The organism is Caballeronia sp. SL1002 (assembly GCF_057814995.1).
The window spans coordinates 1-14,793 of the sequence record NZ_JBYMUW010000001.1; the positions used below are offsets into that span (position 1 = coordinate 1).

16 protein-coding genes and 1 pseudogene are annotated in these 14,793 nt (G+C 61.0%); 7 read left to right on the plus strand and 10 right to left on the minus strand.

The annotated features are described in order from the left end of the window. Positions 1 to 390 carry a DUF3331 domain-containing protein gene (locus tag AC3D25_RS00005; RefSeq protein ID WP_488886490.1) on the plus strand — a complete coding sequence of 130 codons (390 nt, stop codon included), beginning with the start codon at positions 1 to 3 and terminating at the stop codon, positions 388 to 390. A 416-nt stretch (positions 391 to 806) separates the two neighbouring features. Here AC3D25_RS00005 and AC3D25_RS00010 read toward each other — a convergent pair whose 3' ends face one another. Further along, entirely contained in the window at positions 807 to 995 is a 189-nt protein-coding gene (locus tag AC3D25_RS00010) for a hypothetical protein (RefSeq protein WP_488886491.1), read from the minus strand. A gap of 220 nt (positions 996 to 1,215) precedes the next feature. Between AC3D25_RS00010 and AC3D25_RS00015 the strand changes: the two genes are divergently transcribed. Then, positions 1,216 to 1,545 (plus strand): hypothetical protein, encoded by a 330-nt coding sequence (locus AC3D25_RS00015; RefSeq protein WP_488886492.1) that lies wholly within the window; start codon positions 1,216 to 1,218, stop codon positions 1,543 to 1,545. A gap of 73 nt (positions 1,546 to 1,618) precedes the next feature. Here the strand turns inward: AC3D25_RS00015 and AC3D25_RS00020 are convergent, their stop codons facing one another. After that, on the minus strand, positions 1,619 to 1,948 hold the full coding sequence (locus tag AC3D25_RS00020; protein ID WP_488886493.1) for a hypothetical protein: 330 nt from the start codon (positions 1,946 to 1,948) through the stop codon (positions 1,619 to 1,621). A gap of 1,289 nt (positions 1,949 to 3,237) precedes the next feature. Between AC3D25_RS00020 and AC3D25_RS00025 the strand changes: the two genes are divergently transcribed. Next, positions 3,238 to 3,372, plus strand: coding sequence for a hypothetical protein (locus AC3D25_RS00025; RefSeq protein WP_488886494.1), 135 nt, complete (start codon positions 3,238 to 3,240; stop codon positions 3,370 to 3,372). Between the two features lie 199 nt (positions 3,373 to 3,571). After that, positions 3,572 to 3,883: a DUF3005 domain-containing protein gene (locus AC3D25_RS00030; RefSeq protein ID WP_488886495.1), complete on the plus strand. Its 312-nt coding sequence runs from the start codon at positions 3,572 to 3,574 to the stop codon at positions 3,881 to 3,883. Between the two features lie 213 nt (positions 3,884 to 4,096). Here AC3D25_RS00030 and AC3D25_RS00035 read toward each other — a convergent pair whose 3' ends face one another. From AC3D25_RS00035 to AC3D25_RS00060, 6 genes and pseudogenes are all read right to left on the minus strand, one after another. Next, entirely contained in the window at positions 4,097 to 4,258 is a 162-nt protein-coding gene (locus AC3D25_RS00035) for an SDR family oxidoreductase (RefSeq protein WP_488886496.1), read from the minus strand. Positions 4,259 to 4,352: 94 nt separating this feature from the next. Beyond that, entirely contained in the window at positions 4,353 to 4,745 is a 393-nt protein-coding gene (locus AC3D25_RS00040; RefSeq protein ID WP_488886971.1) for an SDR family NAD(P)-dependent oxidoreductase, read from the minus strand. A gap of 293 nt (positions 4,746 to 5,038) precedes the next feature. Beyond that, positions 5,039 to 5,197 carry a hypothetical protein gene (locus AC3D25_RS00045; protein ID WP_488886497.1) on the minus strand — a complete coding sequence of 53 codons (159 nt, stop codon included), beginning with the start codon at positions 5,195 to 5,197 and terminating at the stop codon, positions 5,039 to 5,041. A 219-nt stretch (positions 5,198 to 5,416) separates the two neighbouring features. Beyond that, complete coding sequence (locus AC3D25_RS00050) at positions 5,417 to 5,974, minus strand: diguanylate cyclase (RefSeq protein WP_488886498.1); 558 nt, start codon at positions 5,972 to 5,974, stop codon at positions 5,417 to 5,419. Between the two features lie 390 nt (positions 5,975 to 6,364). Further along, positions 6,365 to 6,787, minus strand: coding sequence for a hypothetical protein (locus AC3D25_RS00055; RefSeq protein WP_488886499.1), 423 nt, complete (start codon positions 6,785 to 6,787; stop codon positions 6,365 to 6,367). A gap of 381 nt (positions 6,788 to 7,168) precedes the next feature. Further along, a pseudogene (locus AC3D25_RS00060) lies at positions 7,169 to 7,592 on the minus strand (CBS domain-containing protein). A gap of 1,258 nt (positions 7,593 to 8,850) precedes the next feature. On the opposite strand from AC3D25_RS00060, the gene AC3D25_RS00065 reads away from it, so the two are divergent. Next, positions 8,851 to 9,513, plus strand: coding sequence for a 4'-phosphopantetheinyl transferase family protein (locus AC3D25_RS00065; protein WP_488886500.1), 663 nt, complete (start codon positions 8,851 to 8,853; stop codon positions 9,511 to 9,513). 785 nt (positions 9,514 to 10,298) lie between these two features. Here the strand turns inward: AC3D25_RS00065 and AC3D25_RS00070 are convergent. After that, complete coding sequence (locus AC3D25_RS00070) at positions 10,299 to 11,321, minus strand: IS30 family transposase (protein ID WP_488886501.1); 1,023 nt, start codon at positions 11,319 to 11,321, stop codon at positions 10,299 to 10,301. 297 nt (positions 11,322 to 11,618) lie between these two features. Here AC3D25_RS00070 and AC3D25_RS00075 point away from each other — a divergent pair, with 297 nt between their 5' ends. Next, complete coding sequence (locus AC3D25_RS00075; protein ID WP_488886502.1) at positions 11,619 to 11,906, plus strand: hypothetical protein; 288 nt, start codon at positions 11,619 to 11,621, stop codon at positions 11,904 to 11,906. Between the two features lie 455 nt (positions 11,907 to 12,361). Here AC3D25_RS00075 and AC3D25_RS00080 read toward each other — a convergent pair whose 3' ends face one another. Further along, on the minus strand, positions 12,362 to 13,273 hold the full coding sequence (locus tag AC3D25_RS00080; RefSeq protein WP_488886503.1) for a LysR family transcriptional regulator: 912 nt from the start codon (positions 13,271 to 13,273) through the stop codon (positions 12,362 to 12,364). 147 nt (positions 13,274 to 13,420) lie between these two features. Between AC3D25_RS00080 and AC3D25_RS00085 the strand changes: the two genes are divergently transcribed. Beyond that, positions 13,421 to 14,677, plus strand: a complete 1,257-nt coding sequence (locus AC3D25_RS00085) for an MFS transporter (protein WP_488886504.1) — start codon at positions 13,421 to 13,423, stop codon at positions 14,675 to 14,677. Positions 14,678 to 14,793 lie beyond the last annotated feature (116 nt).

The following is a 14,793-nucleotide window of genomic DNA, read 5'->3' on the forward strand; positions in this document are numbered from 1 at the left end:
ATGAGTGGCTTTCAAAATATCGGCTCTGGGGCCAGAGCTTGGCTCACGATCGTGCGGCAGTTATCCGAGCGTAGCTGCGAGCGGACCGAACCCGAAACAGCGAGTGCTTTGTCGGCCGTCAGTCGCGCCCAGGTTCGTCTGGTCGAGAAACTGTCCCCGCGTACAGTCACCGTTGACTGGTGCGAGCCCGGCATTTGCCATTACGTGGAACAGACCTGGGTCTCGAGTGCCGCGAGCCACAGCGGTCACTGCGCCGTTTCTGGCAAGTTAATCCGGCGCGGCGAGCCGATATATCGGCCTCGTGCGACGCGTCCGCCCACTTACAATGCCGCCGCGATGATTGCAGCCGAGCAGGTACTAGCATTACCAGAGCCGTGGACTGACGACTAGTAATGCAGTGGGCAAGCGGCTTGGATATTAACGAGTCGCCCAAGGAACAAGTAAATGCGACCGCCAGCGCAGTGCAGCCGACGTAAGCGTTTCGACGCGCCGCCCGACAGATCCGCTGTGCTGGCCACCGCTGCCTATTCTGCCCCGTCCATCCGAGGACGGATCTTCGTCACCGCCTTCACCGCCCAATCCGCCCGACGCATATACGCGTCACTCGTCGGCTCACGAGGCACCCCGATTTAATACATGTCACATTGTGACGGAAATCACGCAACGTTTTCGGGGCGTCGGACTACAGCCCGCGCGACGCTGGCGGCACGACGGTCAGGGCGTGCGCAAATTGAGTTTCGACGAGCCGGAGCTCCTTCGGTTAGCGTCTCCGCGGTAAGCGTTTTCCGTCTGTCGCGCTGGCGCGGTCACGTGCCGCCCGTCTCCCCAGACGGCTTCACTTCCGACAAGTCGTCCTTCCTGACCTCGGCCTGGCGAACGGTGGTGCCGTCGTCACCGGTTTCCGAGACGTCCGTCTCGAATGTGCCTTCCTCACCCGCTCCGCTTTTGGCGGCCTCGTCCGTTTGCGCACTGTTCGATTGTTGCTGGCTCGCCATGGTTCGCTCCTTGCTCGATGGATGGACTGTTAGTTGGCGCTTCGTGAGTGGGTGGACCTGCGCCCGGGCCGGGTCGCGAAGCGTCGGCGCAGGTTGTCTGCGCTTGTATTGCCGATAGCATCGCCGATGCCTGAGCCGGTACATTTCCCACCATGCACCCGACCAGCGCGCGAGCGAACCCGGTTCGCAGCGTCCTGCTGCGGTCGTCCGGCAGGCGCCGATGACCGACTGCGACGACACGCTCGCCGGTGACGAAGGCGTCGCGGATCCGACCTGGGCCGCGCGCTTACAACGGGCCGGGGATGTTGCCTGCTGCGTCGGGCTCGTCGTGCTGGCCGGCGTCGCCAGCCGATGGTCGTGCAGCGTCGTTCTATCGGGATGGCGTTGCACGACCTTGTCGACGTTCTGCTCGGCGATGTCGCTCAGCCGGTTACTGCCCGGCCCGGCGCACGAGGCGCATGGCGCGCGGCAGCTTGTGCAATGCGCGTGCGCCGCTCGCACTGCAATAGCGCGCGCCGTTCATGATGCGGTCCTTGTCGCGCCGACCTAGGTCTTCGCCCCGATAGCGCACGTGGGCTGCCGCAATAGTCCCGCGATGTGGCACTCGTAATCGCGAACGCGAGTTAGTTGGAAGGCGTCGGATTGAACGTGTGCAGGTCGGCCGGCAAGCCGAGGTGTATCGTACGTTGCCATGCGAGGCCTGCAACCGCTTGCGCTGCGCGCCGGAGATCGACACCAGCGTAACGTCGTCGAATTCGCGGCACAATGCATAGAAACATCACTTGCGTGCATTTGAGACGTCGGCTGGACAGCCAGCTCGCATAATCGGGATGGAAATGCACGATATCGAATTCATCAGAGCGGCGCACCACCTGTTCGAGCATCGCAAAATGATACGCCTGCGGATCCGCCGTATTCTCGACCTCGCGCAACGGACGCGGATCGACGGGCACGGGCCGCGCACGCGTGAGCGATTGCCGCTCGCAAATAGCATCACGTCATGGCCGCGCTCGACCGCGGACAACCACAGCACGACGCGCTCGGTGGCGCCATAGGCGACCGGTGGAACCGCTCATAGAGGGTGTGGCACTTGCGTCACGTGCATTGCGGGCCTCCGCGTTTTTGCCCGCAGTTCATGGCACCAGCAAAAGGGCAAGGCATCCCGTGTAAAGTTTTCGCTTTTTACCGGTAATTTCGGAAACCGCAAAACTCCTGGCCACACTCAATTGGGAACGCGGGGGCAGCGCGGTCAGCCGCGGTCGAACCGCATCAAATCAGGCACAAATGCGCATCGTTCTGACCGGCCTTTGTCGCGGGCGCTGGCGCACAACAGATCGGTCCTGCGGGCATTCCCTTTTGCGGCGGCAGGGCCATTCCCGGTGTCGCACCAGCAGATTCGCACTTCATTGTCGCGCCGTATTTTTCACGAGCGGTTCGTGTACGCAAGCGTGCGGTCGCACCGCCGTCAGTCCCTACGTCCCGGCGTACGCAGTTGTCGAAGTCGGCCTCGTTGTCTCCCCGTTTCCGATCGGCATACATATTCGCGTACCGCTGCGCGACCGGCTGTGCTGCCATTGCGGTTGGGCGGCCCCGCGACGCTAGTGACCATCGCGTCGATGACAGAATTCGCGTTGCTGTTTCGCGGTCAATCGCTCGGTGCCGGATTGTTTCTCGCAGCAACGCTTGCGCCCACGGATCTGCTCCTCGCCAACGAGCCGCGCGTCAAGGAGGCAGGCGACGGGATGAGCCGCTGCGCTTTTCGCTGTCGGGAAGGCGGACTCAACGACCGCGCGGCCTATCCGCTCGATCATGCTCGGCCTGGCGCTAGTGCGAGCGCCGGAGTTCGCCTCCTCAAGGAAGCCTGGCGTTCGCTGGCGCCGTTGTTTGGGACACTCCCGGCGCGCTCGCGATCGGCTCGGTACTTGCGATGATCGTCGTGAAGGTTGTTGTGCTGCATCTGCGCATTTATGGAGGAGCGATCGGTCTTGACGGCTTTGTTGCGCTTGGACTCATGTTTGTTTGTCCGGGTGATCATGGTCGTCTTCCTCACAGGCGCAACGGGGCTGATAGGTTCGGCCATCGCGCGCAGATCCACTCGGCGCGACGAGGCACCACATGGGGTGATGGAGTGCCGGCAGCGATGCACTGGCGCCGTTGCGGCTGTCACCAGCTGATTCACGCGGGCCCTCGGGAACGACCCATGCTCGCCGAACAGTGCAACTCAACCTGAAAGGAGCGTAGCATGCCAGATTCGAAACTCCGTAATTCAAACCCTACCAATCCGCGCACTGATCAGGGCAAAGGCAAGGTAAAGGGCCAGCAGCAGCAAAACCAGCAAAAGCAGCCGATGCATCAGGGTGGACAACGCCAGCCGTGACGACATGCGCTTTCGCCATCGCCGCAGCCAGCCTGATGACGATGGCGCCCGGCGCCTGACGGCGCGGCACCGCGATTACTCCGGTGCGACGCATGGGCTCGGCACTGCAGTCAAAACGATTCCGCCGCGCCAGATCTGACCCGTAAGATTTCAGGCCATGAGATTCCGGCGCATGAAATCTGAACCCATAAGGTAAGCGGTGATCCTATCCGCCGCGCTTCTTCACAGGAAGCGCTACCTGTCCATTCTCTTCGCCCAACCTATCGCATGGAATTGCGAGACTGACGCGCCTGACCACCCGGACCCAGGCGCCAAACGGCGCTCGTTGTTGCCGGATATCGATCTTGACGCGCACACCTCGTGCTCCGCCGACCCGGTGCAGAAAGCGAATAGTCGAACGGTCTCGATCGACGTCGCGAATACGGCCGCATCTGACAATACGGTCGATACGGATGGCAAGTCTCTGGAAGCCGGACGCGATGAGTCGGTCTGGCACGACAACTTCAGTTAGTCCGACGCCACCCTGGAAAAACAGCGCGGCGGCACCGGCTGCGGGGCTCGGTGGCATCGACAGACGCGAGAGCGCGAATCTGCCGAACATCGCCTGTCGCCCCGTTTGGCGCATGGTCTATTGCGAAACCGTGGGTCAGCGGGACCTCGCTGACCAGTCGAACTGTTTCGAGCAAAATCCGACAGCTTGGCCGCCCGCCTTTGTGGACGGATCTCAGGCGCCGCCCCATTGCATCGACAAGCCGCCATCCATCGTCCATGTCTGGCCGGTCACGTAATCGCCGTAGTCCGATGCGAGGAACAGTGCGAGCCGGGCAATCTCTTCTGGTTGTCCAGGTCGATGCCAGGGAATGACCGAAATCGATTCTTCGCGCATTATCGGATCGTCGAGGCGTTTTTGCACTTCCCGCGAAAGGCTGCGCGCGCGTAAGCGAACCGACTCCTGCTTCCGCCATCCCATAGGGCACGCTCTACGGCGTCGGCAGATGCTCCGCGACAGAGGAGATGTTCACGATGCGCCCTCCGCCACCCGCTTCACGACGCATCCGGACGAATCTCCGGCAGCAGTAAAGCGGACCGAAAAGATCTGTGCGCAACACCGTATCGATCTGCGCATCTTTGAGATCGGCGACGTACGCGCCACCGGCAACCACGCCCGCGTTATTTATCAGGACGTCCAACGTCCCGAGCGCGCCAAACGCCTGAGCGAATAAGGCGCTAATCGATTCGGGGTTTCCGACGTCGCCCTGAATGACGCACGCGCGCCGGCCAGCGCCTTCAATGCGTCGCGCCGTCTCCTCTGCACCGTCCTTGTCAGTGTGATAGACGGCGGCAACATCCGCCCCCTCCTGCGCGAATAGCAGGCCATGCCGACAAAGGCGTTGGTTTGCTTAGCGGGGACGGCGCGCACAAGCTTAAGGCGAGGCGCAGACCGCTTTCCACATGCGCGCCTCCCGGATGCTACTGGAAGCGTTCACCATGGGAAGACACATAGCCGGTTCTCATCAAAGATCAACGCTTGACCATACGAGGTTCGCCAGCACCGCGCCTACCGAACCGCACGCGCTATTCGTCGAGTGCCCGTCGGTGCGTCTTACGTTCGACGAGTCGCTACCGCGTCGAAATTGCGTGGGGACGCAGTCCAGGTGAGCCGCCGCTATTTGTAGAACCTTCTGTCGTCCCCCTGAAGAGACTCCGGTGCAAGAAGAAGAACATGAAATTGCAAGGCGGGCACGCGCTCGTAACGGGCGCCGATTCCGGGATCGGTCAGGCCATCGCGACTTTTCGGCGGCCCTTTCTGTTGGTCGTCGTTCACGGTACCCCTCTTCGCATGACTGGACCCCGTAAGCGCTGCGGGCCGAACCGCTCGTTCCGAACGGATGGCAGACGGTGTACCGTGGTCGTCCTTCGGCAACCCCATTTTCCGATCGAGCAACCGTCGTACCTGTGCAGCCTCTGCCACCGCCCTCTCTATTCGCGGTGTGAAAAGCATCGCAGAACTTCCGTTGTCCGAGGCGCTCACGGTCCTCCGCTGTCAAACGCGCCGACGGCGCCGCGCGCGCCAGCCGCGCAACGTTTCCTCTAGAAAAGGCACCGCCTCGGCGACAACGATCGCCGTCAGCAGCGCGGCTACATACGGTCCGGGAAGCGGCGGACGCTTCCATTCGAGCACGAAGTTCGCCGGTTCGTCGCCGATACCGGCAAGCGCCGCCGCCTGGGGCCAGTGACGGCTCACCACGAGCAGGATCGCCATTAGCGGCACCATTTCCAAAAAACTGTGCACGTGCTGCTCGAGCGGCGACACGCGACGATGCCTGACCGCGTAACTGACATCCCATAGCGCAGTGGCTTCGTGTACGAAAAAGGCGACGATCATCAGCAGGATTATTCCCGCATTCACTTCCAGAAAGATCGCCGCAAGCAGCGGTACGCCCGTCTCCGCGAACATCAGCAAATGAATCATCGACTCATGGAATCCGCCGTGCTCGGCGATGTGTGACGCACGATGGCACAGCCAGTCGGCGGAGCCCGCCACAAGCCAGATCGGCACCACAACGTACATCAGCAGGACTGCAGAAGGGTCGTTATACATGATTCATCCGATGCAAAAAATAAGAAACGCTGCGAGTTGCCACTTCAAGTATTCACGGTGTCGCCCGGCGCCAGGGAGACGAGCCGGCCGGCCAGGCGCACGTCCACTGCGGCCTCGTTGCCGCGCGACGCATGCTTTGCAATCGCCGTCGCTGCGGCAGACCACGAAGCGCTGCCCATGAAATTCCGACCCATGTGCATGAGAGGGAGGCCGAGCGGCCACGCAGGCTCGACTGCGATAAGTTTTTCGTTTCGCACGCCGGCGTTTAAACCGTTTCAACACCCTAATAAAAAAATGCGACGTGACTTCCGCGGATCGGCTTCGGCGAGCGCGCCCGCGCAGACTACACGCGTCAGACTCGATTGGTGCGTCATACGGACACGACACTGCTCAAGCGATCGCTGCGCCGCTTCCCGCCCAAAGCGACAAGCAGCCTGATCCAGCAACGTGCGCAAGCCCTGTTCGCGCAGAATAAAACAACATCAGCACATCCGGCTGCCTGATTGGTTGCCATGCGTTGGTCGTATCGCCTTCCTTTCGCAGCGCCCAATCAGTCCGCATGCCGTCGTGCCTGAACGCGCGCGGATCGCTAACTTCGCCAGGTTCGTGTAGGCGTTGCCGACGACCTCCGCCTGTGCACCGCCGGGTACGCATCGTAATATCGTCCGGTGCGATCACGCGGCCTATGTTGTAGCGCTCAGTCGCGGCGTTCCACTCGACGAGGCTTGACCACATGCGCGCGATCTTCATTATCGTCTGCGCGCCATCGGAACGCAGGAACGCGTCGTCGCCGGACATGAAGACATAGCGCACGACGCCCTATGCGATCGCGGCGCCGGCATGGCGCTCCAGGTGCATGTTGTCGCGCATCCAGTGAGCATCGAGCGGGTTGTAGCGGTGCCGGCGTTTCCTTTTCACCCGTCGTCGCTCTGCGCCAGGGGCTCAGCGCGCCGGGCGGCGTCGAGCCGCCGGTAGCGGTACATGGAGCGAGCCCTTCGCCAGCGCGAATCGCTGCGTGCGGCTTTGGGCAACACGATAAGATTGTCCGAGAACAAAGCCGACGGGAATGTAGCGCCGTGTATTCGGTCGCCTGGGGCGATTCGTGTTTAAGGGCGAGTCGGCAAAGGGGTGTCTCGATTGGTAAATATTGTCGCACTTCGTAGGGTAAAGGATCCGAGAATGAGAACAGCTTCATTACCAATCCGGCTGCGACGGCGCGGAAATGGCGCCGAGCGTAGACGACAGGCCGCCATCGGCATAGGCCGTCAGGTCTCCCAGCGCGAGCACACCGATCAGACGCTTTTCCCGGCTGACGACCGGGATTCGCCGGATCTGCGAGTCTGCCATTTGTTGCTTTACGTTCTCAACATCGTCGTCTTCGAAACACCAGTGGACGGGGCCGCTCGCGGTACCGTCGACCAGCCTATCGGGCGCCAACCCTGCGGAAACCGCTCGAACGGCAATGTCCGGTCGGTAACGATGCCCACGAGGGTTTCGCCATCGTACACGGTAGGGAGCCAACATTGAGTTGATCCATCATTTGCGCTGCCTGTTGGATGCGTTGGGCGGGCGAAATGGTCGCCGCATCGCGCGTCATTACTTGTGCTACCGCGGTCACGATTCATTCCTTAATTGAGCCGGGTCGGCCTCTGCCGCTCTAGCATCAGCCATTCCTGGACCTGTGCAGCGAACGCGGCTTTTGCCGGGAAGAGCGGAAATACCGATATATTCCAGGGCTTTGTAGAGCGCCGTCCCAAGCAACAGCTTAGCAAACGCCGCTGCCGCTTCGGTGCGGCCGTCATGGATTGATAGTAGTAAGACGTGGGGCTGCTGCGGCGGGCACTCGACGTTCCTTAGCACGAACCGCTGCCGCTGTAGCGAGGCCCAGAGCGAGAGCGCCATAAATCCAACCGAAACGTCTTCGCGGGATATGTGCTTCGAATCCCGGAGTCACCCGCTGGGGCACAATATGGTAATCCACCAAGTAGGCAACGCCGGCAGTCAGTGCGGCGGCTTTGACATCCAGGACCGCGTTCCGTTCAGCGCCGCGCAGCGCCTCGAACAACGTTCCCCAAAGAAGGCTGCTGCCCCAATGAATTACCGCGCCTGTTATCGTGTACCGCAAACTCGGACAATGCTCGAAGAACGCAGTCCGTGGCCAGAGGCAATGTGTGACGGCATTCAGCGGCGCATATATCGAAGCTCCTTCAGACTGCGCAAGGCGCGCAGCGACAAAAGCGGTCGAAAGCGCCGCGGTGCTTCCTGTAAGAGACGCCCGATGCAAGTTATCCGACAACGTCATGATCTTCTCCGGTCGGTTCGACGGACGGCCGACCCAAAGCGGATGGAGCCATAGCGCCTTCCTCTGAAGGACTGTCCAGTCGTGGTGTTAAGCGGCACCATCAATTAGCAAGCGTCGCGCCTCCTTTCTTGGCTTCTCAGCTTTTGAACGAAACACTACCCACCCAGACCGAGCGATAAGGATGAATTCTTCTCAACGAGCGAGTACTATCTCGTTGAGACACGCGAGCGATGTCGTCAATCCCTCGTAGACGCTGCTGTACCCGTATATTCCGAACTTGCAGATCGAAGCCGCTGATGTCGCGCGGCAACCGTTTCAATTGCGGCGACGAGGCGGTTTCGGTCGACACGATTCGATCGATAGTCTCTTTTTTTCGTTGGCCGGCGACCGTTTGCGCTATTGAAAGCCACCGGCGACAGTTACGACGCGTGCGCGCGCCGCTCCAAATAGTCGTGTTCGAAGCCAATCATCCCGTCTTTTGCGTGTTTAGGTATCGAAAATGACGCCAAGCGACCCATCGCAAACGCCTCGCAAAGCCAAAATACAACCGACCCGCCTGTATGGAAGCTCCACCGTGCAATGGACCTTCCACGCGAGGGAAGCCGATGCCGGGTGCCACCTTCCGGAAAAGCATGAGCTGTTTATTTGGCGAATTCCCGGAGAGTGGCCACTGGTAAGCGCTACGTCGATCGGTCAATGGCTCAGCAAGACAGAACGGGAGCGCATCAAAGCCTGGCCCAACGCAGCCATGGGAAAACGTTTCGCATTTGCGCGCGCAAGCGTGCGGCTGGTCCTCTCCCAGATGTTTGGTTGTAACCCGGAAGATGTCGCCATCTCCGATCTTGGAAACGGTCGCATCAGAATCGAAAACGCGCCCGATGGACGGGCCATAGCGGTAGATACTGGGGAAATAAGAACCTGGACGGTCATTGCTGTAGGTGGGGCATTCGTGGGTCTAGGGTTCGCGGCCTTCCCCGCCGAAGGGCCGTCCAAACCTCCGATTGTATCTCATCTCGCTGTAGAAAAAGACGAGGCAAACGCCCTCGCACTAGCTCGAAAAATCAGTGTCGAACGAGCTCAAAAAAGCACGGTTGTGGGCACCACCTTAAAAGCCGGCGGAAGATGCGCGCCGTCATCGGATCTGAGCACTATCGACTTCAGGATGCCAGGAAGCGTCACGGTATGCGTGACTACAGCGCGCCAAGTCCGACTAGTCCGCGCTTTTGGGCGGATTTAGAAACTTTGCTTCTTGTCCAGCAGGTGTTGACAACAGTCCCTCACGGGCGACTGCCATTCTTCATCGGCGCCTCGCTTCCACTAGTCACATTGTTATTCGGCGTATTGTCAGGAACTCCTTCTTCTAGGGTGCGGTATTGCGTTCGGCGCGACCTGGATGGAGCCTATCGGTAAGTTCGCGGTGGACGGACCCGACGATCAAATTGTCGTTCCTGCTTTTTGGTCGTCGGCGGCTCCTCGTGGCCGCTGGGCAGCAACTGGCAAAGGTCGCGAGACGCGCAGGAAAAGCGGAAGCTTCTGCTAAAGAAGCAGTCCCGTATTTGCTTCGAGAAGAGCGCGACGCTCGGCACCGTTTCGATGTCGCGTTGCACAGCGCGGCGTTGCCATTCTGCATCCTGACCTCCGGTGGTTGCAACACGCCAGGGTCGCCGAACTGCGATGGACCTATATCAGCGGCGCGGCCGCAAAGCCGCTCAGCGAGAACGCCGCGGGCGTCGTCGGGAGTTCGATTTAATATCTGCGTCCGGAAGGCTGGGAACCTAAAGTCCTCTTACCGAATCTAGCAGGTACAACGACACATTAACGTCCCCTCTGTGGACACAGTCACATTTGTGCCCCGGAAAGCATGGCGTTGCCTTCATCAAGCGTCTACACGGTCAGGGTCGGACGGTTACCAACGGATAGGCACCGTGGCGAAACAGGCGAAACGCACGTCCAATTAATCACAACTTTTTCTCGATTCTCCTTTAGGGTTGGCGGTTTCAAGGGTGAAGCGCAACAACGGGATTAATGTTTAGAGCCTTGAGGTTGACTTGCTGATGCGAGGGTCGCGGCGAAGACCTCGAATGGCGAATGGAAGTTGTGAGTTGCACGAGGTCGACTGTTCAGACTGTCGGCAATGGCGTCAAGTTCGTCCTGAGTGTAGACCGAAAGGTCTGTGCCTTTGGGCAGATACTGACGCAGCAGACCGTTGGTGTTTTCGCAAGTGCCGCGTTGCCAGGGGCTGTGCGGGTCACAAAAGTACACGTTCACGCCGGTTGCGGCAGCGAGCTCCTTGTGGCGCGACATTTCTTTGCCTTGGTCATAAGTGAAGCTCTGGCGCAGCGGCGCGACAATCGAATTCAGTTTCGCAGAGAAGCCCGCCAGCGCTGAAGCCGCGGTGGCGTCTTCCATCTTCGCAAGCAGGACAAGGCGGCTGGTCCGTTCAACCAGCACGCCGACCGAGGAGTGGTTGCCCGCGCCCTTGATGAAGTCGCCCTCCCAGTGTCCGGGCAGCAGGCGGTCCTCAATTTCGGGGGGGCGCACATGGATACTGACCATGTCGGGAATTTGTCCGCGCCGGTCTGTGCCCCGCGTGCGCGGCATACGCGTGCTGTGACCATGACGCAAGCAGGCAATCAGCTGACGGCGCAGTTCGCCGCGCGGCTGCGCATAGATAGCGGTGTAGATGGTTTCGTGCGAAACCTGTTGGGTCGGGTCGGTCGGATACATACGTTTCAGTGTGCCCGATATCTGCTGGGGTGACCATCTCCACTCGAGCAGGGTGAGAACGATACGCCAGCAGACGCCTTGTAGGCAAAGCTTTGTGGCACGGCGCCCGGCGCCGCGGCGTGAGGCGCGGAGCGCTTCAGCCGGTACCGATGCGTAGCCTGCGGGAGAGCTGTTTCGCTTCAGTTCACGGCTAACGGTTGCCGGCGAGCGCCGAAGTATCCGGGCCATGGCCCGGATACTCGAACCCTGCAGATGCAGGCTTGCAATGGTTAGGCGCTCTTCAGGTTGAAGTTGCTGGTACGGAGTTCTTTCATGCATCGCAACACCTTATACGAAATGGTGTTGCACTTCAGATTTGAGGCCGCCGTTGGAAAATTTCATCGAGAATCATTCAAGTTCAACACGAAGCCGCCGTTGCAGTGACTTGAATTGATTAAGCCAAGTTCGCGAGAACTATGTGCAGTCAAGTCAACACGTCATCTAACACAACGAAAGGCCGGCTGCCTCGCCCTTCGTCGAGGAACCATCTCACAGGCAAACTTAATAATGAATTTGAAGAGATGATCGCTGTTGCTGTTTATCGCAGCACTGGCAGGATGGGCGACGACTCCGCCGATGTCGCTGACCGCGCCGGAGCAGCATGACCTTGGGAGCATCAACGGTACGTTATTTATCCCGCAAAGCAGTCTGCTCATCACTGTTACACCCTCCAATGCAGGGTCAACGGGCCTCCTTGGGGCGCTAGTCGCCGCTGGCATCGATGCTGCGCGTCGATCGTCTGCAGAAAAAGGCGCGACACCGATTATCGAGCAACTGCGCGACTATGATTTCCGCGCGGTGATGAAACAGGCATCTAATGACGAAGAAATACGTCAGGACTGGCCGATAAATGCCTGTCGGTAAGGCATAACCGGAAAAGCCAAACCAAACCAACCGACTGTTTTTAGTCGTGCCCGTCGTCCGAGCGCAGCGAGGATGGAACTGGCAGGCGCTGCGCCAAGCGAACGAATGCGAGTTAGCCGAATCAGCTTGCGAGCCTATCCGCGTTGATCTTCAAGGTGGACACTTAGGCGGAAAAGCTGCTTTCTTTGGTTACTTTTTTTGCAGCAGCAAAGAAAAGGACGGCTGCCCCGGACAGGGGCGAGCTAATAGACCTACACGAACGCAAGATTCCAAGAAACGCAGGAAAACAGAAGCATCAGCACGAGCAAAACAAAACCGACTGTTGTCCCGCAAGGCGGCGTCCAAATAGACCTACACGAAAGCGAGTTCCCAACAAGCGCGGGCAAACAAAAGCAACAAGCGCCGGCAAAAACCAAAACCGCCCACCAGCGCAGCGAAGCGAAGAACTAGGGACCCTAGACCCGCTCCCACGGCGGCACAGGCTGCCAAGCCTCCACCAGACCATCGATCAAGAGCCGCACCTTCGGCGTCAACTGCCGTCGCGTCGGATAAATCGCGCGTATCGGCAACGCGTCCACCGCGAACGATTCCAGCAACGGCCGCAACTGGCCGCAAGCAAGCGGCGTCGCGAGGAGATAAGTCGGCAAATTGACAATGCCCGCGCCGTTGATCGCCGCGGCGACGAGCGCCTCTGCGCTATCCATTCTCAAGCGGCCGCTCGCTTCGGCCTGATCGGAAGGCATGCCGGCAAAGCGCCACAGCTGCGGCCGCCCCGCGCTAATGAACTGAAGGCACTCGTGATCCGCGAGATCGGCGGGCGTCGCCGGCACGCCGCGCCGCTCGAGATACACAGGCGACGCGCACGTGAGCAACTTTTGCGTCGCGACCGTGCGGGCGATCAGCCGCGAGTCCGGCTTCGGTTCGCCGATCCGCACGGCGATATCGATGCCCTCGTCGATCATATCGACGAAGCGGTCCGTGAAACTCACCTCGGCCGTGACTTCGGGCCAGCGCGCTAGAAACGCTTCGATCACCGGCAGCACCTGCGTGCGCCCGAGCGCCACCGGTACGCTGATCCGCAGCCCGCCCGTGGGCGTCGCGCTGCGCACGGCCATGGCGGACTCGGTCTCCTCCAGATCATCGAGAATCTGCGTGCAGCGCGTGTAGAACACTGTGCCGTCGTCGGTGAGTCCCAGACTTTGGGGCGTTCGGTGCAAGAGGCGCACCTGCAGCCGCGTCTCCAGCCGCGCGATGATCTTGCCCACCGCCGAACGCGTGAGGCCGAGCTGCTGCGCGGCCGACGTGAAGCTGCCGGCCCGCACCACGGCGACGAAAGTCGCGATGTCATTGATGTTGCCAAGCGCCAAGTCGATGTCCTCCGCATTCCGTGAGTAGTGACGCTGCCGCGCTCGCCGATGATATCCCGTCGCCTTCATGGGGAGCCACATTCCCCATCGACCCTCCTATGCTCCTGTTCAACAAGCCGCACCTCTATTGTCGAACCGGAGAATTCCATGGATGCCAACACACTCGGAAGCAACGCCGCGACACCGTCCGATACGGATCGCGCGCCGCTCGATGCCACTGTTCAAACCACCGCGCGCGACCCATCGTGGCTCGCGGTGCTCTCGGTGGCGATCGGCTCGTTCGCTTTCGTCGCGACCGAATACATGCCCGTCGGCCTGTTGCCGCAGATCGCGCAATCCCTCGGCGTGACGCCCGGCACAGCGGGCCTGATGGTGACGACGCCGGGGATCATCGCGGCCGTCTCCGCGCCCGTCTTGCTGCTCGCGGCGGGGCGCATCAACCGGCGCACGATCCTGCTGATACTCGCCGCGCTGCTGCTCGCATCGAACCTGATTTCAGCAATTGCACCGAGCTTCGTCGCGATGCTCGCCGGCCGCGCGCTGCTGGGCGCCAGTCTCGGCGGCTTCTGGACGGTCGCGCTCGGCGCGTCCGGCCAACTGGCGCGCGAGGATCAGGTGGCCCGTGCGAGCGCGACGATCTTCATGGGCATCACGCTCGCCACTGTGATCGGTGTGCCGCTCGGCACGCTGATCGCGGATCTGAGTTCGTGGCGCATGTCGTTTTTCGCCACCGCGTTGCTCGCGGCGGTTGCGCTGGGCGCGCAGGCGTGGCTGTTGCCGTCGTTGCCGCCGAAGGCCGAAATGCGCGTCGCCGACTTCCGCGCGATGCTTTCGCGAGCCAGCGTACGGCGCAGTCTCCTGATGGTCGGGCTGCTGTTCGGCGCGCATTTCGCGGCGTACACGTATATCGCGCCGTTCCTCGAACGTAACGCGTCGCTTAGCGGATCGTGGATCACGGCCGTGTTGCTCGGCTTCGGCGTGGTGGGATTTATCGCGAATTTTGCGTTCTCCGCGTTCGTCGCGCGTCATTTGCGCGTTTCCTTGTTCGGGCTCGGCGCGCTCGTCGCCATCGCGCTGTTGGCGCTGCCGTGGTTGCAGGACTCGCGGATCGGCGTGATCGCCGCCGTGATGGTGTGGGGCGTCGCGTATGGCGCGATTCCGCTGGTGTTGAGCCTTTGGATGCAGATGACATCGCCGGATCGTCCGGAAGCCGGGTCGTCGATGTTCGTCAGCACCGTGCAGACCGCCATCGCACTCGGTTCGCTCGCGGGCGGCGCGGTAGTCGATCACCTCGGTGTCGCATCGACGATGCGCTGCGGCGCGCTGCTCGCCGTCGCGAGTTTGGCTTTGATCCTCACGTTCTCGACGCGCCGTTCATCGCTCAAAGACGTGCTAGGCGCGTGAAAACACACTTGTCGGCCGAACCGAATAATCGACGGCCCGGCCCGCCGCCAGCAACGACGGGCCTCCGGTGCATTGCGGACCGCGCGGTCCGAAGTATCCGGAGCGCCGGACCGTTT

Coding starts and splice junctions, on each gene's coding strand:
- AC3D25_RS00010 (WP_488886491.1), bottom strand. CDS start 995: ATGGCGAGCCAGCAACAATCGAACAGTGCGCAAACGGACGAGGCCGCC.
- AC3D25_RS00035 (WP_488886496.1), bottom strand. CDS start 4,258: ATGCGCGAAGAATCGATTTCGGTCATTCCCTGGCATCGACCTGGACAA.
- AC3D25_RS00070 (WP_488886501.1), bottom strand. CDS start 11,321: ATGCATGAAAGAACTCCGTACCAGCAACTTCAACCTGAAGAGCGCCTA.
- AC3D25_RS00025 (WP_488886494.1), top strand. CDS start 3,238: ATGCCAGATTCGAAACTCCGTAATTCAAACCCTACCAATCCGCGCACT.
- AC3D25_RS00075 (WP_488886502.1), top strand. CDS start 11,619: ATGTCGCTGACCGCGCCGGAGCAGCATGACCTTGGGAGCATCAACGGT.
- AC3D25_RS00050 (WP_488886498.1), bottom strand. CDS start 5,974: ATGTATAACGACCCTTCTGCAGTCCTGCTGATGTACGTTGTGGTGCCG.
- AC3D25_RS00085 (WP_488886504.1), top strand. CDS start 13,421: ATGGATGCCAACACACTCGGAAGCAACGCCGCGACACCGTCCGATACG.
- AC3D25_RS00005 (WP_488886490.1), top strand. CDS start 1: ATGAGTGGCTTTCAAAATATCGGCTCTGGGGCCAGAGCTTGGCTCACG.
- AC3D25_RS00015 (WP_488886492.1), top strand. CDS start 1,216: ATGACCGACTGCGACGACACGCTCGCCGGTGACGAAGGCGTCGCGGAT.